The 24,011-nt window shown below is 39.9% G+C and carries 20 protein-coding genes and 1 other RNA gene; 10 read left to right on the plus strand and 11 right to left on the minus strand.

The features are described from left to right. Nucleotides 1-41: 41 nt before the first annotated feature. The gene (pyrR, locus tag CLV94_RS09650; RefSeq protein WP_121376289.1) at nucleotides 42-581 is read right to left on the minus strand and encodes a bifunctional pyr operon transcriptional regulator/uracil phosphoribosyltransferase PyrR; all 540 of its coding nucleotides are present in this window, start codon (nucleotides 579-581) and stop codon (nucleotides 42-44) included. A gap of 176 nt (nucleotides 582-757) precedes the next feature. Between pyrR and CLV94_RS17055 the strand changes: the two genes are divergently transcribed. Beyond that, a complete protein-coding gene (locus tag CLV94_RS17055) occupies nucleotides 758-922 on the plus strand; it encodes a hypothetical protein (RefSeq protein ID WP_170148781.1) in 165 nt (54 codons plus the stop codon). A gap of 86 nt (nucleotides 923-1,008) precedes the next feature. On the opposite strand, the gene CLV94_RS09660 is transcribed toward CLV94_RS17055, so the two are convergent. Further along, nucleotides 1,009-2,625 carry an ABC-F family ATP-binding cassette domain-containing protein gene (locus CLV94_RS09660; protein ID WP_121376291.1) on the minus strand — a complete coding sequence of 539 codons (1,617 nt, stop codon included), beginning with the start codon at nucleotides 2,623-2,625 and terminating at the stop codon, nucleotides 1,009-1,011. A gap of 209 nt (nucleotides 2,626-2,834) precedes the next feature. On the opposite strand from CLV94_RS09660, the gene CLV94_RS09665 reads away from it, so the two are divergent. Then, nucleotides 2,835-4,244 (plus strand): TlpA family protein disulfide reductase, encoded by a 1,410-nt coding sequence (locus tag CLV94_RS09665; protein WP_121376292.1) that lies wholly within the window; start codon nucleotides 2,835-2,837, stop codon nucleotides 4,242-4,244. Nucleotides 4,245-4,318: 74 nt separating this feature from the next. Here the strand turns inward: CLV94_RS09665 and fsa are convergent, their stop codons facing one another. The 3 genes from fsa to ffs all read right to left on the minus strand — a co-directional run bounded on the left by fsa (nucleotide 4,319) and on the right by ffs (nucleotide 6,080). Beyond that, entirely contained in the window at nucleotides 4,319-4,975 is a 657-nt protein-coding gene (gene fsa / locus CLV94_RS09670; RefSeq protein WP_121376293.1) for a fructose-6-phosphate aldolase, read from the minus strand. A 73-nt stretch (nucleotides 4,976-5,048) separates the two neighbouring features. After that, nucleotides 5,049-5,852: an SDR family oxidoreductase gene (locus CLV94_RS09675; protein ID WP_121376294.1), complete on the minus strand. Its 804-nt coding sequence runs from the start codon at nucleotides 5,850-5,852 to the stop codon at nucleotides 5,049-5,051. 129 nt (nucleotides 5,853-5,981) lie between these two features. Next, an RNA gene (gene ffs, locus CLV94_RS09680) (signal recognition particle sRNA small type) lies at nucleotides 5,982-6,080 on the minus strand. Between the two features lie 88 nt (nucleotides 6,081-6,168). Between ffs and CLV94_RS09685 the strand changes: the two genes are divergently transcribed. Then, nucleotides 6,169-7,230, plus strand: a complete 1,062-nt coding sequence (locus CLV94_RS09685) for a glutaminyl-peptide cyclotransferase (RefSeq protein ID WP_121376612.1) — start codon at nucleotides 6,169-6,171, stop codon at nucleotides 7,228-7,230. 63 nt (nucleotides 7,231-7,293) lie between these two features. Here the strand turns inward: CLV94_RS09685 and CLV94_RS09690 are convergent, their stop codons facing one another. The 6 genes from CLV94_RS09690 to CLV94_RS09715 form a co-directional block, all read right to left on the minus strand. Beyond that, nucleotides 7,294-7,926: a hypothetical protein gene (locus CLV94_RS09690; protein WP_121376295.1), complete on the minus strand. Its 633-nt coding sequence runs from the start codon at nucleotides 7,924-7,926 to the stop codon at nucleotides 7,294-7,296. A gap of 121 nt (nucleotides 7,927-8,047) precedes the next feature. Beyond that, nucleotides 8,048-9,937, minus strand: a complete 1,890-nt coding sequence (dnaK, locus tag CLV94_RS09695; protein WP_121376296.1) for a molecular chaperone DnaK — start codon at nucleotides 9,935-9,937, stop codon at nucleotides 8,048-8,050. Nucleotides 9,938-10,084: 147 nt separating this feature from the next. Continuing rightward, a complete protein-coding gene (locus CLV94_RS09700; protein WP_121376297.1) occupies nucleotides 10,085-11,053 on the minus strand; it encodes an endo alpha-1,4 polygalactosaminidase in 969 nt (322 codons plus the stop codon). 70 nt (nucleotides 11,054-11,123) lie between these two features. After that, complete coding sequence (locus CLV94_RS09705; RefSeq protein ID WP_147406612.1) at nucleotides 11,124-11,537, minus strand: hypothetical protein; 414 nt, start codon at nucleotides 11,535-11,537, stop codon at nucleotides 11,124-11,126. Between the two features lie 5 nt (nucleotides 11,538-11,542). Further along, nucleotides 11,543-12,808, minus strand: coding sequence for an SMP-30/gluconolactonase/LRE family protein (locus CLV94_RS09710; protein ID WP_121376299.1), 1,266 nt, complete (start codon nucleotides 12,806-12,808; stop codon nucleotides 11,543-11,545). 2 nt (nucleotides 12,809-12,810) lie between these two features. Further along, a complete protein-coding gene (locus tag CLV94_RS09715; RefSeq protein WP_121376300.1) occupies nucleotides 12,811-15,309 on the minus strand; it encodes a M14 family metallopeptidase in 2,499 nt (832 codons plus the stop codon). Between the two features lie 794 nt (nucleotides 15,310-16,103). Here CLV94_RS09715 and CLV94_RS09720 point away from each other — a divergent pair. The 7 genes from CLV94_RS09720 (at nucleotide 16,104) to kdpB (ending at nucleotide 24,009) form a co-directional block, all read left to right on the plus strand. Next, nucleotides 16,104-17,528, plus strand: coding sequence for an L-serine ammonia-lyase (locus tag CLV94_RS09720; RefSeq protein ID WP_121376301.1), 1,425 nt, complete (start codon nucleotides 16,104-16,106; stop codon nucleotides 17,526-17,528). A gap of 273 nt (nucleotides 17,529-17,801) precedes the next feature. Beyond that, nucleotides 17,802-18,257, plus strand: a complete 456-nt coding sequence (locus CLV94_RS09725) for a hypothetical protein (protein ID WP_121376302.1) — start codon at nucleotides 17,802-17,804, stop codon at nucleotides 18,255-18,257. Nucleotides 18,258-18,293: 36 nt separating this feature from the next. After that, nucleotides 18,294-19,646 (plus strand): sigma-54-dependent transcriptional regulator, encoded by a 1,353-nt coding sequence (locus tag CLV94_RS09730; protein ID WP_121376303.1) that lies wholly within the window; start codon nucleotides 18,294-18,296, stop codon nucleotides 19,644-19,646. A gap of 161 nt (nucleotides 19,647-19,807) precedes the next feature. Further along, entirely contained in the window at nucleotides 19,808-20,089 is a 282-nt protein-coding gene (locus tag CLV94_RS09735) for a DUF7674 family protein (protein WP_121376304.1), read from the plus strand. An 84-nt stretch (nucleotides 20,090-20,173) separates the two neighbouring features. Continuing rightward, nucleotides 20,174-20,251, plus strand: a complete 78-nt coding sequence (locus CLV94_RS17260) for a potassium-transporting ATPase subunit F (RefSeq protein ID WP_121376613.1) — start codon at nucleotides 20,174-20,176, stop codon at nucleotides 20,249-20,251. A 3-nt stretch (nucleotides 20,252-20,254) separates the two neighbouring features. Next, the gene (gene kdpA, locus CLV94_RS09745) at nucleotides 20,255-21,943 is read left to right on the plus strand and encodes a potassium-transporting ATPase subunit KdpA (protein ID WP_121376305.1); all 1,689 of its coding nucleotides are present in this window, start codon (nucleotides 20,255-20,257) and stop codon (nucleotides 21,941-21,943) included. 20 nt (nucleotides 21,944-21,963) lie between these two features. Then, nucleotides 21,964-24,009: a potassium-transporting ATPase subunit KdpB gene (gene kdpB, locus CLV94_RS09750; protein ID WP_121376306.1), complete on the plus strand. Its 2,046-nt coding sequence runs from the start codon at nucleotides 21,964-21,966 to the stop codon at nucleotides 24,007-24,009. Nucleotides 24,010-24,011: the final 2 nt, after the last annotated feature.

Genomic DNA, 24,011 nt, shown 5'->3' on the forward strand with positions numbered 1-24,011 from the left:
TTATATGTGTTGTGTTGTGTTGTTGTTATTTTAAGAACTTATTAGTTGGTCACCAGATAAACCACATCTTCTCCCTCCTGCTCTTTCCAGCTGACCTTTACCTTTTCATTGTTTATAGAATCTACTTGTCGGCCGCGGTAATCAGGCTGAATTGGCAGATGGCGGCTAAAACGCCTGTCGATCAACACCAGCAATTCAATCTCAGCCGGTCTTCCGAAAGACTGTATTGCAGTCAAGGCCGAACGGATGCTTCTTCCGGTATATAAAACATCGTCTATAAAAATCACTTTTTTGTTTTCTACCAAGAAATTAATCTGCGTCTTGTTGGCTTCCAAAGGTTTTTCGGTCCTGCGGAAATCATCTCTAAAAAAAGTGATGTCCAGATAACCTAAAGCTATTTCCTTTACATGGTATTCATTTTGAAGGATTTCTTTGAGGCGTTCTGCCAAGAAAGTTCCGCGTGGCTGAATACCAACAAGAATCGTGTCTGAAAAATCGAGATGCTTTTCAATTAACTGGCAGGCCAAACGATGCAGAATGATATTGACTTCTTTTGAAGTAAGCAATATTTTTTGACTCATAATGAAGTGTTGTGTTTGGTTTGTAAAAGTAGGCAAAATTTATTTTTAAGTAAAATTAAAAATACAGTTTTAGGCCATATGCCAACAGGATCATAATTATATAACCAAAAATACTAATGATGTAATATTTTTCTGTGCAAAATGGAGAACTTTATAAAAATAAAAAACTAGAAACCATGAACAAGATATCTAGAATATCCATTATGCTTTTGATACTTCTTTCTTTTTCAAGTTGCGAAGTCGTAGAAGGTATTTTTAATCTCGGCGTGGGCGTCGGCATTTTTATTGTTGTTGCCATCATCGCTTTGATCATCTTTATCATCAGCAGATTTAAGAAATAAAACACCATAACCAAAACCAACCATTTTAAACCAAAAAATCCCGTACTTTAAGAACGGGATTTTTTTATTTGTATGAGGCTTATTCCTTAAGAATACATTTTCTTTCTAAGCTCTTGTACTTTTTCATCATCAAGATAATCATCAAAAGTCATGTATCTGTCGATGGCTCCTTTTGGCGTCAGTTCAATCACTCTGTTACCTACAGTTTGCGCAAACTCGTGGTCATGTGTCGTGAAAATAACAGAACCTTTATAGTTTTTCAATGAGTTGTTGAAAGCGGTAATCGATTCCAAATCCAAGTGGTTCGTAGGCTCATCTAACATCAAGACATTCGCTCGCTGCATCATCATCCTAGAAAGCATGCAACGTACTTTTTCTCCTCCAGACAATACACGGCTTGTTTTCAAAGCTTCTTCGCCAGAGAAAATCATTTTCCCTAAGAATCCGCGGATATACACTTCATCACGCTCTTCTTCTGTTTTTGCCCACTGTCTTAACCAATCTACTAAAGTCAGGTCGTTTTCAAAGAAATCGTGGTTTTCAACCGGAAGATACGCTTGAGTGGTTGTAATTCCCCAATCAAAAGTTCCAGAATCTGGAGTTTGGTTTCCGTTTAAGATTTCATAAAAAGCTGTCGTAGCACGCGAATCTTTAGAAAACAAGACAATCTTGTCGCCTTTTGCCATATTCAAATCTACACCTGTAAACAACGTCTCTCCATCAATTGAAGCGCTTAAATTTACCACGTTCAAGATTTGGTCTCCCGCTTCTCTTTCTTGGTCAAATATAATCGCTGGGTAACGACGGCTCGATGGTTTGATTTCGGCGATATTCAATTTACTGATCATTTTCTTACGCGAAGTAGCTTGTTTCGATTTTGCCACGTTCGCACTAAAACGACGGATAAATTCTTCTAATTCTTGTTTCTTTTCTTCAGCTTTTTTGTTTTGCTGTGCTCTCTGTTTTGCGGCTAACTGGCTAGACTCATACCAGAAGGTATAGTTTCCAGAGTAATGGTTGATTTTTCCAAAGTCGATATCCGAAATATGCGTACACACGGCATCCAAGAAGTGACGGTCATGCGATACGACGATTACGGTATTTTCATAGTTTGCCAAGAAGTTCTCTAACCAAGCAATGGTTTCAAAATCCAAGTCGTTGGTAGGCTCATCCATAATCAAAACGTCAGGATTACCAAAAAGCGCTTGTGCCAAAAGCACGCGGACTTTTAGTTTTCCTTCCATATCGGCCATCAAAGTATAGTGATTGTCTTCTGTAATGCCTAAGCTCGAAAGCAAAGAAGCAGCATCAGAATCAGCATTCCAGCCGTTCATTTCTTCAAACTGTACCTGCAACTCGCCTATCCTGTCTGCATTTTCATCTGTATAATCCAGATAAAGCTCGTCCATTTCTTTTTTAACGGCATACAGCACTTTATTCCCCATCATTACTGTTTCCAAAACCGTATGCTCATCGAACATGTTGTGATTTTGGTTCAGCACCGACATACGTTTGCCTGGTTCCAAGAAAACATTCCCTGAAGTCGGGTCAAATTCTCCTGAAAGTATTTTTAAGAAGGTAGATTTTCCAGCACCGTTTGCTCCAATAACTCCGTAAATATTACCATCTGTAAAGGTTGTATTTACTTCATCAAACAAAATTCTTTTGCCAAACTGTACTGATAAATTATTTACTGTTAACATTGCTATAGTTTTTAAAAAAGTTTTGCAAAAGTAGAAAAAATACTGCACTTTTGGCATAGGAACCAGAGATAGTTTTACAGCATGAAACTTAAAGTTCTTATTTAATTATTTAATCGCATTCTAAATAATTGAAGGCATCTATATTTAACTATGCCTTAACAGAGAATCTAGATGCATCTGAATATTTTTGTTTATTAGATCTAAACTACATGCACAATTTGAAAGTTTTTAAAATCGTATCGTTTTCAATTTTCAGCCTGTTCCTAATGGGATCCTGCGAAAAGAAATTCAAAAACGATAATTTTACTGCTTATTTCGGTGGCGAAGTTACAAATCCTCTAAATCGCTATGTCCTGTTTCTTAAAGACAACAAAGTGATAGATACTATTCCTTTGGACAGGAACAATCGTTTTTTTAAGAAATTCGATTCTTTGGCTCCTGGATTATACACTTTCAAGCACGAGCCAGAATACCAATATGTTTACTTTGACAAGAACGACAGTATCATGGTACGCATGAATTCGAATGACTTTGACGAATCTGTTGTGTTTTGCGGCCGCGGCGAAGAAAAGAACAATTTCTTGATGGAAATGTATCTTAAGAATGAAGAAGACAAAAACAAAATGTTTACGGTATTTGACTATGACTTGAATAAATTCAACAAATACATCGACTCGGCCTATACTTCTAGAAAAAACTACTATACGACCAAGAAAGAAGCTTTAAAATGGAGCGATGAGTTTGACCTGTATGCTTTGGCTTCTCTTGATTTTCCTTATTATACGAAAAAAGAAATTTATCCTGTAATTCATGAAATCAGGACAGGCGAAAATGTCTCTCAAAAATTACCAAAGAATTTTTATGAATACCGCGACGAGATTGATTACAATAACAAGGACTTGACTAATTTCTCTCCTTTTGTAAAATATCTTACCTATATGCTCAACAATATGGCTTTGGAAAAAGCGGACGAAAAGGCTTCGGAAGAAGACAAGGCTTTAGACATGAACATCACTAAGCTTAATATTGCCGACACGCTTTTCAAGAATCCGGAAATAAAAAATACGATCCTAGACAATATTGCTTTTGCTTATCTATTAGAAGACCAGCATATTATAAACAATAAAAAATTCCTTGACCGCTATAACCAACTTTCGACGGACAAAGGCAACCAGAATGAAATCATAAAAATAGGGAACGCAATCCAGATGCTAAAAAATGGCAATCCATTGCCAAAAGTCAGCTTGATTGATTTGAATGGAGAAACCGTCAGCAGCGAGGATGTTGTGAAAGGAAAATGCGTTATCTTTTTCTGGACAGAAAATGCAGAATCTCATTTCGAAACCGTCCACAAAAAAGCAATGGAACTAAAAGCTAAATATCCTGCCTATACTTTTATTGCTGTCAATGTTGACGACAATCAATCCAAATGGAAGACCAATCTTTCTAAATACAAATTCAGCGATATAGAAGAATTCAGGGTAAAAGATTTTGAGGAATTGAAACAGAAATGGGTCATTACAAAAATACACCGCGCTATTACCACCAATGCAGACGGAACGATCAACAACGCTTTCGTCAACTTATTTGATGTCAAGTTCATCGAGCATTTGAAATAATCTCGCGAATAATACTAAATAAAAAATCCCGCTTAATTTAGGCGGGATTTTTTTATATCTAAAAGATCATCTTCTTATTTATTTCCTTTTTCAAAATCAGCAACAAACTGAGCCAATCCTAAATCAGTCAAAGGATGCTTTAGCAATCCTGTGATAGCCGAAAGCGGTCCGGTCATGACATCGGCACCGATTTTAGCACAGTTGATAATGTGCATGGTATTTCTAACAGAAGCCGCAAGGATTTCAGTCTCAAAACCAAAGTTATCATAAATCTCACGGATTTCTTGGATCAAGTTTAAGCCGTCTGTAGAAATATCATCCAAACGACCGATAAACGGAGAGACATAAGTAGCACCTGCTTTTGCAGCCAATAAAGCCTGTCCCGCAGAAAATACCAAAGTAACATTCGTTCTGATTCCTTTATCTGAAAAATATTTCGCAGCCATTACGCCTTCTTTCGTCATCGGCAGTTTTACCACGATTTGTTCATGCAGTTCGGCCAACTCTTCACCTTCTTTTACCATTCCGTCAAAATCAAGCGCATTTACTTCGGCACTTACATCACCTTCCACAATATTGCAGATATCTACATAATGTTTTAGGATGTTGTTTTTTCCTGTAATTCCTTCTTTTGCCATTAATGACGGATTCGTTGTTACGCCATCCAAAACGCCAAGAGCTTGTGCTTCCTTAATTTGAGCCAAATTAGCCGTGTCAATAAAAAATTTCATCTGTTATAGTTTAATTTGTGTGTTTACGCTTATAATCAAATCTTGAATAAGATCTCAAAATTCGGTAGCAAAATTACAATTTATAATGGTTCATCAGCATTTTTTCATAAACTTTATCTGGCAGAACTCTCTTTAGTACAATCGAGAATTTCTGCATAAAAACGCCTACTTTATAATGTATTTTAGGATCCGGATTTTCGATAATCTTGGCAACAGCTAGCGCCATTTCGTTCGGATTGCTTCCTGAATCCACATGTTCGTCCATCATTTTTAGCGTGTCGCCGTATGGCTTTTCATAAGCGGAACCTTTGATCAGCGGCGCGTGGAATCGGCCCGAAGCGATATTGGTTGCAAAGTCGCCTGGAGCGATATTGGTAATCTTTACGCCAAAATCTTTGACTTCCATGCGCAACGCTTCCGTAATCAGCTCTAAAGCTCCTTTTGAAGCCGAATAGACGCTTCTGTACGGCAATCCCATATAGCCAGCTATCGAAGTGATATTAATAATCAAGCCCGATTTCTGTGACCGCATTTGCGGCAGCACAGCTTTCATGACTTCAATAGGCCCAAAAAAATTGGTTTCGAAGTTGTTCTTTATTTCAGATGTTGGAATTTCTTCTAAAGGTCCCGTAATACCGACACCTGCATTGTTTATTACGACGTCAATTCTTCCTGATTTTTGGATGATTTCCGCAACAGCATTCTGGATGCTTTCTACATTTCGAACATCAAGCGCAACTAGAGGAAATTTAGAATCGGTGATGCGCTTTGGATTACGGCTGGTGCCATAGACGGTATATCCTTTTTGGACGAGGTATTCTCCAATGGATTTTCCGATTCCTGAAGAACCGCCGGTAATTAGTATGATTTTAGACATGATAGCTTCTTAGAAATTTGAAGCCAAATTTAGTGTTTATTTTTTATTTCAGAAGACCAACCCTTTCAGGGTTCAAAACCCTGAAAGGGTTAAAAACAAAAAATCCTCCGCAAAGGGAAGATTAAAAAAAAATGGCAAGCGACCTACATCGCACCGCTACAACCGCTTACCCTTGCTGTGTTCCCACCCTGGGGGAGTCTGCAGGAGCTGGTCGTGTAGGACTTGCCGGTGCAAATATACAAAGATTTTATATTTTTGCAAGGCAATTGGCGGTTATAAAATAACGTTGTATATTGTCCTAATCAATTTTAAAACAATGAAAAAACATAAACTATTAGCATTCATTTTATTAGGGACGGTAATCGTGTCCTGCGGTGATGACGAAAAAGAGAAAAAAAATTTATTCAGCATTGATTCTGCTAGCTTAAAGGAGTCATATCAGCCTCAAGAATCGCTTTCTTTGATGCTAAAGAACGATAAAAACAAGACCATCGACTCTATCATCTATTATGTGAACGAGAAAAGAGCCGGTGCGGTTGTCGGAAACAAGAAATTAGATTTTGCTTTGGCCGATACCAAATTAGGCTACCAAAACGTAAAAGCACTTGTCTATTATGAAGGACAAAATGTAGAAACCGAAACCCGAATCGAAGTGGTTTCTAACGTAAAGCCGAAATTGCTTACGTATACGATTGTGAATACCTACCCGCACGATGAAACATCGTATACGCAAGGATTGGAATTTTACAGAGATACTTTATTTGAAGGAACCGGACAGCGCGGTACTTCAAAATTGCTGAAAACCGATTATAAAACTGGGAAAGCCTACCAATCCATCAACTTGGAAGGTCGCTATTTCGGAGAAGGAATTACTATCCTAAACAATAAAGTGTACCAGCTGACATGGCAAGAAAACATAGGTTTTATCTATAATGCTGATAATCTTAAGCAAATCAAAACTTTTGAGTACTTCAAAAAAGTTGAAGGCTGGGGATTATGTAACGACGGAAAGTTATTATACCAATCTGACGGTACCGAAAAAATCTGGGTTTTGGATCCGGAAACGATGAAAGAAGCAGATTATATCAACGTATATTCTGAAGCAAGCAAGATAAAAGCTGTCAATGAGCTGGAATGGGTAGACGGAAAAATTTACGGAAACGTATACCAAAAAGATGCCGTAGCTGTAATCAATCCGAAAACAGGTGCTGTTGAAGGCATTCTTGACTTAAGAGAATTAAAGACTAAAGTCAACATGATAGGCCATGATCCAGGAAACGATGTATTGAACGGATTGGCTTATAACCCAAAAACAAAAACGCTTTTTGTCACTGGTAAAAAATGGGACAAAATGTTTGAGATCAAGATTTCAGAATAAAAATTTGAAAATATATTCAGATAAAAAAACCGAGCTAAGTGCTCGGTTTTTTTATGCTGTACATTAGGCTTTCTTTTTCTTTGCCGGTGTGGCTGGCGCCGTACTCGTTGTTTTTCCTTCTACATATTTTTTATCCGCTGCATTGAAGGCAAAAGTATTCTGTTGTGTCTTGTTCTTCTGTAAGATGTCACCTTCTGGTGTCAAGACAAACTCAAAGCCTTCTCTCCTCACCTTTTCTTGCGTTTCCGACGCGTTCTTTAATCGATCAAGAAAAACCTTCTCTGTAATGTTTGTCGTTGTCTGCTGGTTCGAAAACAGTTTTATTTTTGAAGCCGTATCGTATACTTCAGAAAACAGAATGGTTCTTACTTCGGTCTTTAACTCGGTTTTGGTTGTAATCTCCTCTGTCCATGTCAGCAAGTATAAAGGTGTTCCTTTTGCAGTAAAGCCTTTAAGTGTACAATCTTTCGGCAGACTTTTTTCATCAACAGTCTTGATTCCGATTGTATCTTTTTTGGCTTTGTTATTAATAAACAGGTAGAAATTTCCTTTTACGACTTCTGCCGTAAGATTGTCTGCTTTTGCCAAGGCAGCCGAAGCTGGTTTTGTAGCGGCTTTCTTTTTGGATCCTTTTTTCTGTCCGTAGCTAAAGGCAGCAGTAAGTACGAGTAAGATTAAAAATGCGGTCTTTTTCATAGTATATTTTTTTTGGAATGCCTAAAATACAAAAAATATAAGACCCTAATTGTTAAAGTAGTGCACAAAAAAAAGCGCAGGGTTCATAACCCTGCGCTTTGAACTATAATTTAAAAAGCGATTATTTCACTTCTTCGTAGTCAACATCTTGAACGTTGTCACCACCTGCTTCACCTTGCGGCTGTGCATCTTGTGGAGCGCCTTGAGCATCACCTTGCTTGTACATTTCTTCAGAAGCATTTTTCCATGCCTCGTTGATTTTGTCTAAAGCTGGTTGAATTGTAGCGATGTCTTGGTTAGCATGCGCCATTTTCAATTCTGTCAAAGCGTATTCGATAGCTGTTTTGTTCGCATCTGATAATTTCTCACCAAATTCTTTCAACTGACTTTCTGTTTGGAAAATCATGCTGTCCGCTTCGTTCAATTTCTCGATTTTTTCTCTTGCCGCTTTATCAGAATCAGCATTTGCTTCTGCTTCTTTTTTCATTCTTTCGATTTCTTCTTGAGTCAATCCAGAAGAAGCTTCAATTCTGATATCGTGAGATTTACCAGTTCCTTTGTCAGTTGCAGAAACTTTGATGATACCGTTAGCATCAATATCAAAAGTTACTTCAATTTGTGGAACTCCTCTACCTGCTGGTGGAATTCCATCTAAGTGGAAACGACCGATAGTTTTGTTATCTGCAGCCAAAGCTCTTTCACCTTGCAAAACGTGGATTTCCACAGATGGCTGGTTGTCAGAAGCTGTTGAGAACACTTGCGATTTTTTGGTTGGGATAGTTGTGTTAGACTCAATTAATTTTGTCATAACACCACCCATAGTTTCAATACCTAAAGATAAAGGCGTAACGTCTAACAACAATACATCTTTAACATCTCCAGATAAAACTCCTCCTTGGATTGCAGCACCGATAGCTACAACCTCATCAGGGTTAACTCCTTTTGACGGTTTTTTGTTGAAGAATTTCTCTACTTCTTCTTGGATTCTTGGGATTCTTGTAGAACCACCAACCAAGATAACTTCGTCGATATCTGAAATGCTCAAGCCAGCATCTTTTAATGCTTTAGCAACTGGAGCCATAGAACGTTTTACTAACGCGTCAGTCAATTGGTCAAACTTCGCTCTAGTCAAAGTTTTCACTAAGTGTTTAGGTCCTGTAGCTGTTGCAGTAACGTATGGCAAGTTGATTTCTGTTTGAGCAGAAGATGACAATTCAATTTTAGCTTTTTCAGCAGCTTCTTTTAGACGTTGCAAAGACATTGGGTCAAGACGCAAATCCAAACCTTCTTCTGATTTGAATTCTTCAGCCAACCAATCAATAATAGTTTGGTCAAAGTCATCTCCACCTAAGTGCGTATCTCCGTTTGTAGACAATACTTCGAAAACTCCGTCTCCTAATTCAAGGATAGAGATATCAAAAGTACCACCACCTAAATCGTAAACTGCAATTTTTTGATCCGTACCTTTTTTATCCAAACCGTATGCTAAAGCTGCAGCAGTTGGCTCGTTGATGATACGCATTACTTTCAAACCAGCAATTTCACCAGCCTCTTTTGTAGCCTGACGTTGTGCATCGTTGAAATAAGCAGGAACAGTAATAACTGCTTCTGTAACTGTTTGACCTAAATAATCCTCAGCTGTTTTCTTCATTTTTTGAAGTGTCATGGCTGATAATTCTTGTGGCGTATAAAGACGGCCGTCAATGTCAACACGTGGCGTGTCATTGTCACCTCTTACAACACTGTAAGGTACATTTTTAGCTTCTGTAGCGCTTTCAGAGAATTTATTTCCCATGAAACGTTTGATTGAAGCAACAGTTTTTGTTGGATTGGTCACTGCTTGTCTTTTGGCAGGATCACCAACTTTGATTTCTCCACCTTCAACAAATGCAATTACTGATGGCGTTGTTCTTTTTCCTTCAGCATTAGGAATTACAACTGGTTCGCTTCCTTCCATAACAGAAACGCAAGAGTTTGTTGTTCCTAAGTCAATTCCGATTATTTTACCCATTTTTATATATATTTTGTTTCTATACTAATTTTTGAACTCGTGAACAATTAGACAATCTTTGTGCCAAGACAAAAAATAATTAAAATTGTCAGTTTTTGTTAAAATTGGCATTTATAAATATGACAAGATGACATTTTTAAACTGTTTTTATTTCTCAAAATACTCAAAACCGTCAATGATATCGAGGTAAACGCCGTCAAAATTAGCTTCTAAAATTTTGTCCAGATAAGAATCATTGTTCTTATAAATAATTTTCTGCCAGTCTTCATTCCAATATTTCACTTTGAAATTTCCAGGCCAATCCGGATTTACCGCCGCCATCCAGTTGGGTTTTGACGTATTCCAAGAAGGCTGCCAATAGTAGCGGTAATCTTCGGCTTCTCCAATAGACATATAACAGATTACCAAACGTTTTCCGCCGTTGGCTTTCTCTCGCAATTGGCTGATTTCTGTAGCCGTAAATTGTTCCTCGTTCAAAAACAAATCCATTATAATCGCATCATAATTCGTCGCTTTTACGGCGTTTATAAAAGCCGTTTTCGATGTAAAGTTTTCAGTATTGATCAAATACAAGAAATTTTTTGCCTGTGACAAGTTTGTGATTACGGCAGTATTGGAATTATTGGGAACCGTAGTCGGGATTACGGTCAAATTCCGTTGTGGCGCGGCATAAGAAATATAGCCGTTTATTGCATTCGTTTGATAGGAGTTGTTCATTTTTGAAGCCGTTGAACAATAATCCGTTACTAAAATGGTCTTGCCTTTGCTCTTTGAAAGGTTTAAAAAGCTTTTTACATAATTTGAAATATCCGCAGGAGTTGCTTGATCGTCATTGTCATATCCGTAAAACAGATCTTCTTGTCCGTTTCCGTCGATGGCATTTAAATAAGCTTGGGCAGGAAGGCCGTCTGCTTCTCCGTTTTCAGAAACCAATTCGATTCCGTTTTGCGGAATGACAGCAAAACCAGGCCTGATGCCTTTTGCCTTTTGGCTGATTCCGATGACAAAATCGCGCATGTCTTGTCTAAAATTGCGCTCTTCTGAAGGAGACGAGTCATTGTCTTTATCACAACTCAAAAAGGTAACTGCCACTAGCAGGACGATTATTCTTTTCATATCTTTTTTTAGAAGATAACGGAAGTAAGTGCGTTTTAGTCTGCCAAAAACAAAGCATTGCTCAGTTTAATTATACTCGATAATAGATCAGCAACTGAAATAGGCCAAACGCATAATATCCATATAAGATTTCTGAATGCCAATCGGCAGTTGGTAAGAGCAAGTAAACTACTACTAAGGCTAAAATTAAAAAAATACTCAAGAATGGCACAAGCTTATTTCTCTTAAAAATCATCAGTACGGCCTGAAAGATAGCAACAGAGAAAATAGCTAAAAACAATAAAAATAGTGCTGGAATTCCTTTGCTTATATTTTGCGCTGAATAAATTGCGATGCCAAAACCGCTAAACGTTTTGTATTTTACGGCATTTGCAAAATTACCATCCATAAAATCTGCCGTAGTTTCACTTTCTGTTAGTTTTAGAAACGGAAGCAATAAAATCAGTAAAGAAATTATCGAGACTACCCTAGTATTAAAAAACATTGCCTTCATATTTTGCCCTTAAGATCATGACTAAATAGCATAGGGTTTTGAAACTTGCTCAAATCCAACGCAAATTCTTTAGAATAAAACTTCCAAGGCGAATTGGCGAAGAAATACAGCTTATTGCCTTTGAGCATCGACAGTACCGGCTCATTAAATTCCGGACGGTTATTGTCTAGGGTGGTAAAGCCTGTCAGCTGCTTCTGGTTTTTATCCAGCTTGTATTGAACGATGCGTATCGGCTGCACACCATTGTGAATCGCAATCAGCGAATTGTCATAATACGTCAGGCCGTCGATGCCTTTTTTGGTACTGCCTTTCGGAAATTCCAGCCATGACCTATCAGCATTGTTTTTGATGTCTACTGCTACAATTCCGCTCAGGTAATCTGCCACAAACAGTTTTGTATTCTCCGTATTGAGAGCTATTCCCTGAAGGCTGAGCGCTTCTCCGTTAAGGCTGAGCCATTCCGTAATCGTATCTTTCTCGATCTTATAAACAATCGGCTTTTCGCTGTCGGTGCTATAGACCACGTTGTTTTTAGCAACTACCAAATCGCCAAAAAGATGTTCCCCGCCAACAGAAAACCGCTTTACGATGGCTTTGGTCTTGATGTCAATTTGTAAGATCTCTGCTTTTCCTTTTAGTGCTTTCGAGTATTTTTCCATTTCGGGCAAGGCGCCAGTAGCCGCCCATAAATATTTCTCGTCTTTGTCTGCTTTGATTGAAAAAACCGCCAAGATGTTTTTGCCGGTAAGCCAGTCGGTACACTTTCCTGTCTTAGGATTGAAAGAAACGATTTTTCTTTTTCGGATGCTTGTTGCCAGCCAGGTCTTTGATTTCTCCAGAAACAGCAATCCTTCGGGATGCAGGTCTTTTTCGGATAAGGAAATCACCTTCTTTGAATTCTTGATTTCTTTTTCCAGCTCGGCTTTCAACAATAGGGTCTTTTTATAGGCGGCTGTAGTTTCTAGGCTCTTGAAGTCGGCATCCTTTTCAAATTCAGTCTTGTTGTTTGTCAGTACCAATTTCTCCAAATACAAATTGGCTTCTTCGACACTCCCGTTTAAGGCATGTGCCGCTGCTAGGTTATACGTAAATGTCGGGTGCGATGGTCTCAGGCTGTCTAGCTTTAGAGTCAATGCTAAAAAAGACTTATAGTCTTTAGCTTCATAAGCTTTTACGCTCTGTCCGTACACCTCGTTCAATGTCTGTGCTTTGGCATACGCGCCAAACAATACAACAACTAGTATAAGCACATATCTTTTCATGGCTAGTCGACTAAAAACAAGGCATTGCTAAACAGTAAATTTCCGTTTTCCCAAAATCCCCTGAAAAGCGGATTGTCGATCATATAGATTACCTGTCCTTTGCCGATCGGCTCTACAGCAAAAGAAGCTGTATTCTCTAGTTTCTTTTTGAGGTTCTTGCCGATAAAGCCAAAGCTTTTGTAGTGTTCAGGAACATACGCCACATTCCATACATTTTTCAATATCTTAAAATGCTTGTCCGATGTTTTCAGGCTGTAATAGGTATCGCCCAGTCCGTACGAAAGCGGGTGCGTCTTGTCCAATACATTTTCTACGATGGCTCCAGGAACGGCGTTGGAAATCGAACGCCTTTCCGCATTCTGGTATTGCTGAAAGCGCAATTTCAATGCTTCTTCATTGCTTTCTTTTTTGGCTTCGTCTTTCTCTTCGTCGGTGGCATATTGCGTAAGGCTGTAGCCTTCCCTGTCTTCAAACAAGCTTAGGGCATTTTGCAGGGCAATTACCTTCCCCCCTTTTGAAATAAAGTCATCGATATTTTTCTTCTGGCTGTCGGACAGGTCATACCAGCCATCAGGCAAGATCAAGGTGGTAAATTCGGAGAGGCTGATTCTCCTGAGATCGTTTACATCTACAATACTGACAGGATAATTGATGATCTGGTCCATATAAAACCAAACCTGTCCGAAATCGGTCGGGCTGATAGTGCTGCCGCTTAGAAGCAAGACTTTCGGCGCACGCAGCAACGGATAGTTTTCACCGCCTAAATCGCTTCCGCTGACAGAAAAGCCGCTCTTGATAACGTTATAGTCCGATTTCTCAATCAATAAGCTCTCCAATGTCTTTTCAAAATCAGGCAGTTGGCGATTGTCCGATTTCAATACGATGAGATCGCCCAGCCCTATCTTGATAGCGCCAAAAGCAGATGCCTTTCTTGAAGAACGTACCTTGATATTTTTTCGCAATAGTCCAGCCGCAATTTTAGCTGAAACCCTGCTGTTCCACGGAATATAAAAGGCAAAAGCATTTTCGGCAACAATCTTATCTGGGTGATTGAGCTGGGTCTTGGATTTTACTGACAGCGCATTTTTTAAAGCATAGCTTTCAATGCCGAAAGCATGCGGCAAGGCCCAAGCCGTAATGTCGTAAGACAAGCTGTCGGACAATCGCTGGTTCGGCTCAAACAATACCTGCGTCAAGACCGATTTTGGCTGGCTCGCCTGAATCACCATATCGTTGGGCTCAATCGTGAACGGCTTGTCTTTGTCGGATTGATAGTGATAGCCCGACAGCTTTTTGGTTTCGTCGGCATACGCAAACTCAATACCGTTCTGTTGCAGCAATACCGCCAGCTGTTCTGACTTGCCGTTATTTTTTATGACATAGGTCTTGTATTTTCCTTTGGGGTTTTGGCGGCTGTCTTTAAAATACGCCTTGAAATCCGCAATCAGCTTTTCCTTTCTGTTCGATGCTGTTTCTACAGCAGTCAATACGGCAACTGAATGATGATTGATCCTGTCCTGCAAGGTAAGGATGCTTCCGTTCTGCATCATTACAGCACGTCCGGCACCGATGCCTCCTTGTTCGTAGGTCATTCCGATAGCACCATTAAAACTCGGATAGGTATCGCCATAGCTTGGATAAAACAAATCAAAGCGCTCTCTAGTATAATAGCTCCAGCCTTGGGCATCGAATTTTTTAGAGGTATTCTCGCCAATAGCGTTATGGAAATCGCGTTGGGGCTTGGTGATAAAGTCATGAAACGGTTCTGCCGCCGGCGGAAAAAAGTAAGGCTCGTTATAGCCCATTTCATGAACGTCTACATGCACTTGCGGCATCCATTGGTTGTACACTACCATGCGCTGCTGCGTCTCGACTTGTGTCTGCCACGCCCAGTCCCTATTGAGATCGTAGGCATAATGATTCTGTCTTCCGCCCGGCCATGGTTCCATGTGTTCCCTATCCGCTAATTCCGTATGTATGTTTTTTCCAGAAATATCACGGAGCCAGTTGCCATATCGTGAAAAACCGTCAGGGTTTAGGCACGGGTCTAAAATAATGACCGTATTCTCGAGCCACTTTTTAGTTTCTACATTCTGAGGATTGAGCAGTTCATACGCTACTTTCATGGCGCTTTCTGCCGCACCTATTTCATTGCCGTGTACGTTAAAGCTTAACCAGACAATCGCTTTTTCATTTGCAGTGGCAGGTTTTTTATCGGTCATGCCAATCGAATACAGGTGATTTTCTCGAATGCTTTCTAAGTTTTTCAAGTTGTCCGGCGTCGAAATATAATAGGTATTCAGGGTGCGTCCTTGCGAAGTAAAGCCATACGGATTATGCTGTATCCAATTAGAATTGGCAACTAGATGAGCGTAATAAGATTCGAGTTCGCTATAAAAGCTGACCTGCTTTCCGTAATTCGGCAAAAATTCTGCTGGACTCTTGATTTGTGCCCTACTTGATAAACAAGACAGCATCAAGACAATGAATAGTTTTTTCATAAAACAGTTAATAAGAATCCAAATGTAAAGAAATTTCGTTTTGGAAGGCGAAAATTCTGAACGGCAACCCATTTATCGCAGTTGACAGCTTCTCCCAAGCTGAAACAAGCTGTCAACTCTGTTAGACACCTCAAAATGACCTCACTTTAGCCTGTCAACTCTGTTAGACACCTTAAAACGACCTCACTTTAGCCTGTCAACTCTGTTAGACACCTCAAAACGACCTCACTTTAACCTGTCAACTCTGTTAGACACCTCAAAATGACCTCACTTTAGCCTGTCAACTCTGTTAGACAGTCTCTCCCGAGCTGAAACAAGCCGTCAACTCTGTTAGACACCTCAAAACGACCTCACTTTAGCCTGTCAACTCTGTTAGACAGTCTCTCCCGAGCTGAAACAAGCCGTCAACTCTGTTAGACACCTCAAAACGACCTCACTTTAGCCTGTCAACTCTGTTAGACAGTCTCTCCCGAGCTGAAACAAGCCGTCAACTCTGTTAGACACCTCAAAACGACCTCACTTTAGCCTGTCAACTCTGTTAGACGACTCGCCATAAACGTATTTTAAGACCTCACCAACATGCCTTATACTTTTTACAACTTTACAACTTGCAACTTTACAACTTGCAACTTTACGACTTGCAACTTTACGACTTTATCAAACCAACCCTCTTTAAATCACCCAATTATATCAAATTTCTAAAATCATCTAGGAATAATGCACATTTAATAAATTTACAACGTTTTCGCAATCGTAAAAAAATTATATTTGCGTAAAATTGTCTTGTAATTACTATGGAAGAATGTATCTCGGTATTTGATATGCTTAAGATTGGCGTCGGCCCGTCGAGTTCCCACACTTTAGGACCTTGGCGCGGAGCAGAACGCTTTTTGAAAGAGCTTCGTGAAGAAAACATCTTAGGCAAGGTCATCCGAATCAAAGTAGATTTGTTCGGCTCGCTTTCGCTGACAGGAAAAGGGCATGCTACTGATTTGGCCGTCATGTTAGGCCTGACAGGTGCCGATCCTGAGTATATTCCGATTGAGAATATCGATAAAATCATTGCTGAGATCAAGAAAAGCAAGCAATTGCCTTTAGCGGGCGAGACTATGATTCCGTTTGACATGGAAGCGGATATCGTATTTAATAAAAACTTCCTTCCTTTCCACTCTAACGGATTTTCTTTTACCGCCTATACTGCCGATAGCGAATACGAATCGACGTTCTATTCTATTGGCGGCGGCTTTGTCGTAAAAGAAGAAAGAGCGAATGCGATTAAAAAGGAGGCCATAAAATGCGCCTTTCCTTTCCCGATACAAAATGCGGTAGAACTGCTTGATTATACCATCAAGGAAAACAAAAGCATTTCTGAAATCGTTTATGAAAACGAAAAGTCAATGCGCACGGAAGAAAACATCCACAGCGAATTGATGCGCATCTGGAATACCATGCTCGAATGCATGTACATCGGCTGCCATTCTGAAGGCATCTTGCCTGGCGGACTCAACGTACGCCGACGTGCTTTCGACATGCACCAGAACCTTATCGGACTGGCCAATTACAGCAATCCGCAAGAATGGTTGGAGACTATTCGCAAGACAGAAGTAAAATTCCGCCAGATCCTAAAATGGGTCAGCTGTTTTGCACTGGCAGTCAACGAAGTGAATGCTTCACTTGGAAGAGTCGTAACGGCTCCGACCAACGGAAGCGCTGGCGTTATTCCGGCCGTCTTGATGTACTATATGGTGATTGAAAACCACCAAGCGGGAGAAAAAGAAATCAAGCAGTTTTTGATGGTGGCTGGCGAAATCGGCAGTATCTTTAAAAAAGGCGCTACGATTTCCGCAGCAATGGGCGGTTGTCAGGCCGAAATCGGAGTTTCTTCTGCCATGGCAGCAGCAGCTTTGTGCGAACTGATGGGCGGCGAACCGGCACAAGTACTTATGGCTGCAGAAATTGCAATGGAACATCATTTGGGAATGACCTGCGACCCGATTGGCGGCTTGGTTCAGATTCCGTGTATCGAAAGAAATACCATGGGCGCTATCAAGGCCATCAACGCCGCAGAATTAGCCCTAGAAACTGATCCTAAGAATGCCAAAGTGCCTTTAGACAAGGTTATCAATACGATGTGGGAAACGGCAAAAGATATGAATACGAAATATAAGGAAACTTCCGAAGGTGGTTTGGCCATCAGCGTCAACATGGCTGACTGTTAGAGATATTCCAATACTTTACTTAAAACCTGAAAAACAAAATCTTTGAGGTCTTTTGTGAGCACCTATACAAGTACAAAATATAATACGCCTTTAAAATAGTAGAATTTTAGGAGAAGCATAAAAAAGATGTAAACATATATTTAGTTTATACTTCGCTTAATATATATTTGTTCTTTATCCTAAGAGTTACTATGATCGTATAAAAATATTCTGTTTTTTGTTTTTTAACTATACCAGTAAAACCAATTACTATAATACCTAAAACTATTAATTATGAAAAAAATATTATTTATTTTAATAACATCCTTATTTATTCTATCATGTTCATCTGATGATGATAGCGCTACTGACAATATAGATACATACCGACCACTAATAGGTAAATGGGTATTAGAAAAATCAACTCAATATAAAGCTGATGGAACTGTTTATAATGTTTCTAATGTTTTACTACCTTGCAATGATCTTTCTACACTTGAGTATAAAACAAATGGTCAATGCATAAGAACAACATTTCGTATGAGTAACGGGGCTACTGAGTGTACATTAAGTAATGTATCGATTGGTTTATGGTATTATTCACCATTAAATGGCTATTTAATAAGCACTTTTAATACCTCTGCAGAATTGCTATTTACGGATGAAAATCATTACAAGCTAAGAACCTATAATGATGTCGTTAACCCTCAGTATCGTTACACTGATACCCAATGGCGTAAAATTAATTAATTTCTGATATTTGAGTCTGCTTAAATTCTATTCCCTTTGAAAAAAATTCTAATCATTGACGACGAAGAAAAATTAAGAAGCCTGATGGCCCGTATTATCGGCCTTGAAGGTTTTGAAGTCGTAGAAGCCGGAGATTGCAAATCTGGATTAAAGAAACTAGAACAGCAGCTTTTTGATGTCGTGCTCTGCGATGTCAAGCTTCCCGACGGAAACGGCGTCGACCTGACCATTGCCATCAAAGAAAAATCGCCACAGACCGAAGTGATCTTGCTGACGGCCTACGGAAATATTCCCGATGGCGTTCAAGCGATAAAAAACGGTGCTTTTGATTATATTGTAAAAGGCGACGACAACAATAAGATCATTCCCCTGCTCCATCGTGCCATCGAAAAAAGTAATCTGACCCAAAGAATTGCCCAGCTAGAAGCCAAACTGGACACCAAGCTTTCGTTTGACGGAATCATAGGAAGCTCCAAATCACTGCAGCAATCTATCGAACTAGCGAGAAAAGTAGCACCTACAGACACGACTGTTTTGTTGACAGGAGAAACAGGAACAGGAAAAGAAGTTTTTGCTTCCGCCATTCACCAATCGAGCTTGCGAAAGAATCAACCTTTTGTCGCCATCAACTGTTCCGCTTTCAGTCATGATTTATTAGAAAGCGAAATGTTTGGCCATATTGCCGGTTCTTTTACGGGAGCCTCAAAAGACAAGAAGGGATTGTTTGAAGAAGCCAACAACGGAACCATATTTTTAGATGAAGTCGGTGAAATGGCCCTAGATCTTCAGGCAAAATTATTGCGTGTCATCGAAAACGGGGAGTTTATAAAAGTCGGTGAAAGCAAGCCAACCAAAGTCAATGTAAGGATTATTGCCGCTACCAACAGAGATCTGGCTAAAGAAATAGAGGCAGGCCATTTTAGGCAGGATTTATTCTACCGTCTTTCGGTATTCCAAATCCAATTGCCCGCTTTGCGAGAACGAGTTGCAGATATAGAGCCTTTGGCGAATCATTTCCTGCATTTCTTTGCTTTGAAAACCAATAAAAAGATCAAATCCTTTTCAGGAGAATTCATACAGCTGTTAAAACTGCATACTTGGCCCGGCAACATCCGAGAACTGAAAAATGTCTTGGAACGCAGCGTCATATTAGAAACGGAAAACATTTTGACTACCGATTGCCTTCCTTTGGAAATCCAGCAATTGAAAGCTTCTGAAACAACAGGAGAAGCACCTGTCTTATCCGCTTTTTCTCTAGCTTCTGCCGAAAAAATTCATATCCAAAAGGTATTAAACTATACCAACCACAATAAAACAGAAACTGCAAAGCTGCTAAATATTGCCCTGACGACCTTATACAGGAAGCTTGAGGAATACAAAATCAGCTAAATACCTATCATTTTGAAAGTGCCAACCCTATCATTTCGATAGGGTTTTTCTTTTGGCATACGTCCCAATAAAATGTAAAGCATAGGAAACAAGCGCTTTAGCAGTCCTGCCAAAAAATTGGACTCTAATTTGGCATAAGGCTTCGAAAATAACTTAATCATATGAAAAATTTCAATGATAGCCTTATCAAAAAAATGGAGCGCTTGGCAGAAATTACCATCAGCAGTCTCCAATTAGGTAAAATGGCTCGAACAAAAAGATGCCTTGCCCTAGCCGAAGAATTGCTTGTCAAAGGCAATGTAGAAATGAAAAACGCAATTACGAATGTCTATCTGTTTTCGGTTTCGCATTATATGGAAATGAACCGATTGAAGATTTCGCAATTGTTGCCGATTTCGCTGCACAAGGAATATGTAAAACAAATTAATACTTCTGGAGTATGACAATTGCTATCCTCACCATCGTAGGGCTGCTCTGCTTTGCCCTTTTTTATGTATCGATTTACTATTTTGATAAAATCTAAAATTATGATAGCCTTATTTCTTATTGCCCTCGCTGTTTTTGCCTATATCATCTATGTCTTACTCAAACCTGAAAAATTTTAAAAAATGAACACAGAAATTATAGGAATTATAGCCATGTTTGTCCTGACCCTGATTTTAGCCATACCATTAGGGAGGTACATCGCCAAAGTGTACTTAGGACAAAAGACTTTTTTAGACCCTGTCTTTGTCCCGATTGAAACTCTATTCTACAAAGTCAGCGGCATTGATGCTAAAAAAGAAATGAACTGGAAACAGCACATGGTCGCATTACTGGCCATCAATGTAGTCTGGTTTGCCTTAGGAATGATCGTACTGCTCTGCCAAGGCTGGCTGCCGCTCAATCCAGACAATAATCCAAACATGACGCCCGATTTGGCGTTTAATACGATTATTTCCTTTTTGGTCAACTGCAACCTGCAGCACTATTCTGGAGAAACGGGCGTAAGCTACCTCAGCCAGCTCTTCTTGATGTTCCTGCAGTTTGTTTCTGCCGGAATCGGATTGGCCGCAGCGGCTGTCTTGTTCAATGCGTTAAAAGAAAGAACGACAGAAACCCTTGGTAACTTTTACAATTATTTTATCAAGTCATGTACTCGAATCTTATTGCCAATTTCCGTAATCGTAGCAACCGTGCTGCTTTTTAACGGAACTCCGATGACTTTTGAAGGCAAGCAAGAAATGACAACATTACAAGGAGATGCTGTTCAAGTTTCGACAGGTCCTGTTGCCGCTTTTACTGCCATAAAACACGTAGGAACAAACGGTGGAGGATTTTTCGGTACCAATTCTGCTCATCCGCTTGAAAACCCTAATTACCTGACCAATATAGTCGAGATGATCGCCCAAATGATTGTTCCGTTTGCTATGGTATTTGCCTTAGGATTCTATTTGAACCGAAGAAAATTATCTTGGATGATTTTTGGCGTAATGACTATCGGATTCCTAGCATTGACAATTCCGACTGTTATTACCGAAATGAACGGAAATCCTGCCATTACCCAAATGGGAATCGACACTACAGCTGGTGCGACCGAAGGAAAAGAAGTGCGTTTTGGAGCAGCAGCCTCTGGCTATTGGAGCATTGCGACAACCGTAATCTCTACAGGTTCTGTCAACTCGATGCACGACAGCGCGATGCCTTTGTCTGGAATGAACCAGCTTCTTGCCATGATGGTCAACTGCTTTTATGGCGGATGCGGTGTCGGAATCTTAAACTTCTACATCTTTATTATCCTAGCTGTATTTATCAGCGGATTGATGGTCGGAAGAACTCCCGAGTTTCTAGGTAAAAAAATCGAAGCCCGAGAAATGAAGATTGCCATGATTATCGCATTGTTGCATCCTTTCCTGATCTTGGTTGGCGTTGCTTTGTCAACCGCTTTTCCTGAACAAGGAGCCAGCACGTTGAACAATCCAGGATTCCACGGATTCAGCGAGATATTGTATGAGTTCACTTCCTCTGCAGCCAATAACGGAAGTGGTTTCGAAGGACTTGGCGACAACAATCCATGGTGGAATATTACAACCGGAATTGTCTTATTGCTTTCAAGATTCCTTCCGATAATCGGACCCGTAGCTATAGCCGGAATTTTAGCCTCTAAAAAACATATTCCTGAAAGCGCGGGAACTTTAAAAACCGACACATCAACGTTTGGACTTATGGTTTTTGCCGTGATCTTTATTATCGCTGCCTTATCCTTCTTCCCTTCCTTGACGCTAGGACCGATTGCAGAATATTTCACTCTTTATTAATCAACTGATTTTCAAAAAAAATGAAAACTCAAAATAAATCACTGTTTCAAAAAGAACTGCTGAAAGAAGCTTTTGCCCAGTCTTTTCTGAAACTTAATCCGGCAACGCTGTTCCGAAATCCGATTATGTTTACTGTAGAAATCGGAACCGCTGTCATGCTTTGCGTTTGCCTTTGGATTCTCACAGGAGAACAGTCACAAGGCAGTTTTGTCTACAACTTCACGGTATTCATCATTTTGTTGTTTACCTTGCTGTTTGCTAATTTTGCAGAAGCAATCGCGGAAGCAAGAGGAAAAGCACAAGCGGACAGCTTGCGAAAAACCAGAGAAGAAACGCCTGCAAAGAAAATTTTTCCGATTGGAGAAATGTATGTTGATGAATTGCAAATCGTACCATCCTCTAGCCTTGCCAAAGGCGATATTTTCATCTGCGAAGCGGGCGACACGATTCCGACCGACGGAGAAATCATTGAAGGCCTTGCCACTATCGACGAAAGCGCCATTACGGGAGAAAGTGCTCCTGTAATCAGAGAAGCTGGAGGTGATAAAAGCTCCGTAACAGGCGGTACAAAAGTACTTTCTGACAAGATTAAAGTCAAAGTTACCACAGAACCAGGCGAAAGCTTTTTGGACAAAATGATTGCCTTGGTCGAAGGGGCTTCACGCCAAAAAACGCCAAATGAGATTGCCTTGACTATCTTATTAGCAGGTTTTACCTTGGTTTTTATCATTGTCTGCGTCACTTTAAAACCTTTTGCTGATTATGCCAACATCACAATAACCATCGCTTCTTTTATTTCATTGTTTGTCTGCTTGATCCCGACAACCATCGGTGGATTGTTGTCAGCCATTGGTATTGCTGGAATGGACAGAGCCTTACGTGCCAACGTGATTACAAAATCTGGAAAAGCAGTAGAAACTGCTGGTGATATTGACGTACTGCTTTTAGACAAGACAGGAACCATCACGATCGGAAACAGAAAAGCAACTCATTTTTATCCTACAACTGGCGTATCCGAGAGCGAATTTATAAAAGCAAGCATTCTTTCGTCTTTAGCCGATGAAACCCCAGAAGGTAAATCAATTATAGAATTAGCAGGCAAAGAAGCATCAAAAAACCTTTCTGTAAAAGGAGCCACTTTGATAAAATTTACTGCCGAAACACGAAGCAGCGGTGTTAATCTTCCTGATGGTACAAAAATCCGAAAAGGAGCTTATGATTCTATCCGAAAACTAAGTGAATATGCCGGACATACATTTCCAAAAGACACTGCTGAAAAGGTAACCGAAATTTCTAGCAACGGAGGAACGCCTTTGGTCGTTTCTGAAAACGATAAAGTATTAGGCGTAATTGAACTGCAAGACATCATCAAGCCTGGAATCCAAGAACGTTTTGAGCGCTTGCGAAAAATGGGAGTCAAAACAGTAATGGTAACAGGAGATAATCCGCTGACCGCCAAATTCATTGCTGAAAAAGCCGGAGTCGATGATTTTATTGCCGAAGCCAAACCTGAGGATAAGATGAATTACATCAAAGAAGAACAGATGCGCGGCAAGCTTGTCGCGATGATGGGTGACGGAACAAACGATGCTCCTGCCCTTGCGCAAGCCGATGTAGGCGTTGCCATGAACAGCGGTACCCAAGCTGCCAAAGAAGCCGGAAACATGGTAGACTTAGATAATGACCCTACCAAACTGATTGAAATCGTAGAAATCGGAAAACAATTGCTGATGACTCGAGGAACCTTGACCACTTTTAGTATCGCCAACGACGTAGCCAAATATTTCGCTATCATCCCTGCCCTGTTCATTACCGCAATTCCAGCCTTGCAAGGACTAAACATCATGCACTTGCACAGCCCTGAAAGCGCTATCCTATCAGCTGTTATCTTTAATGCCATAGTGATTCCGTTTTTGATTCCGCTGGCTTTAAAAGGGGTGACTTACAAACCAATCGGTGCCTCTGCTTTATTGAGAAGAAACCTTTTGTACTATGGCCTGGGAGGTATCATTGTTCCTTTCATCGGAATAAAAATTATTGACATTATCGTGACATTCTTCATCTAATA

This window comes from Flavobacterium endophyticum (assembly GCF_003634455.1).
Classification (GTDB): domain Bacteria; phylum Bacteroidota; class Bacteroidia; order Flavobacteriales; family Flavobacteriaceae; genus Flavobacterium; species Flavobacterium endophyticum.

What these genes read in the sequence shown, in the direction of transcription:
- dnaK (WP_121376296.1), bottom strand. Translation starts at nt 9,937, where the DNA reads ATGGGTAAAATAATCGGAATTGACTTAGGAACAACAAACTCTTGCGTT.
- CLV94_RS09735 (WP_121376304.1), top strand. Translation starts at nt 19,808, where the DNA reads ATGAAAAATTTCAATGATAGCCTTATCAAAAAAATGGAGCGCTTGGCA.
- CLV94_RS17260 (WP_121376613.1), top strand. Translation starts at nt 20,174, where the DNA reads ATGATAGCCTTATTTCTTATTGCCCTCGCTGTTTTTGCCTATATCATC.
- CLV94_RS17055 (WP_170148781.1), top strand. Translation starts at nt 758, where the DNA reads ATGAACAAGATATCTAGAATATCCATTATGCTTTTGATACTTCTTTCT.
- CLV94_RS09700 (WP_121376297.1), bottom strand. Translation starts at nt 11,053, where the DNA reads ATGAAAAGAATAATCGTCCTGCTAGTGGCAGTTACCTTTTTGAGTTGT.
- CLV94_RS09725 (WP_121376302.1), top strand. Translation starts at nt 17,802, where the DNA reads ATGAAAAAAATATTATTTATTTTAATAACATCCTTATTTATTCTATCA.
- CLV94_RS09660 (WP_121376291.1), bottom strand. Translation starts at nt 2,625, where the DNA reads ATGTTAACAGTAAATAATTTATCAGTACAGTTTGGCAAAAGAATTTTG.
- CLV94_RS09705 (WP_147406612.1), bottom strand. Translation starts at nt 11,537, where the DNA reads ATGTTTTTTAATACTAGGGTAGTCTCGATAATTTCTTTACTGATTTTA.
- kdpB (WP_121376306.1), top strand. Translation starts at nt 21,964, where the DNA reads ATGAAAACTCAAAATAAATCACTGTTTCAAAAAGAACTGCTGAAAGAA.
- CLV94_RS09665 (WP_121376292.1), top strand. Translation starts at nt 2,835, where the DNA reads ATGCACAATTTGAAAGTTTTTAAAATCGTATCGTTTTCAATTTTCAGC.
- CLV94_RS09690 (WP_121376295.1), bottom strand. Translation starts at nt 7,926, where the DNA reads ATGAAAAAGACCGCATTTTTAATCTTACTCGTACTTACTGCTGCCTTT.
- fsa (WP_121376293.1), bottom strand. Translation starts at nt 4,975, where the DNA reads ATGAAATTTTTTATTGACACGGCTAATTTGGCTCAAATTAAGGAAGCA.
- pyrR (WP_121376289.1), bottom strand. Translation starts at nt 581, where the DNA reads ATGAGTCAAAAAATATTGCTTACTTCAAAAGAAGTCAATATCATTCTG.
- CLV94_RS09715 (WP_121376300.1), bottom strand. Translation starts at nt 15,309, where the DNA reads ATGAAAAAACTATTCATTGTCTTGATGCTGTCTTGTTTATCAAGTAGG.
- CLV94_RS09675 (WP_121376294.1), bottom strand. Translation starts at nt 5,852, where the DNA reads ATGTCTAAAATCATACTAATTACCGGCGGTTCTTCAGGAATCGGAAAA.
- CLV94_RS09720 (WP_121376301.1), top strand. Translation starts at nt 16,104, where the DNA reads ATGGAAGAATGTATCTCGGTATTTGATATGCTTAAGATTGGCGTCGGC.
- CLV94_RS09710 (WP_121376299.1), bottom strand. Translation starts at nt 12,808, where the DNA reads ATGAAAAGATATGTGCTTATACTAGTTGTTGTATTGTTTGGCGCGTAT.
- kdpA (WP_121376305.1), top strand. Translation starts at nt 20,255, where the DNA reads ATGAACACAGAAATTATAGGAATTATAGCCATGTTTGTCCTGACCCTG.
- CLV94_RS09685 (WP_121376612.1), top strand. Translation starts at nt 6,169, where the DNA reads ATGAAAAAACATAAACTATTAGCATTCATTTTATTAGGGACGGTAATC.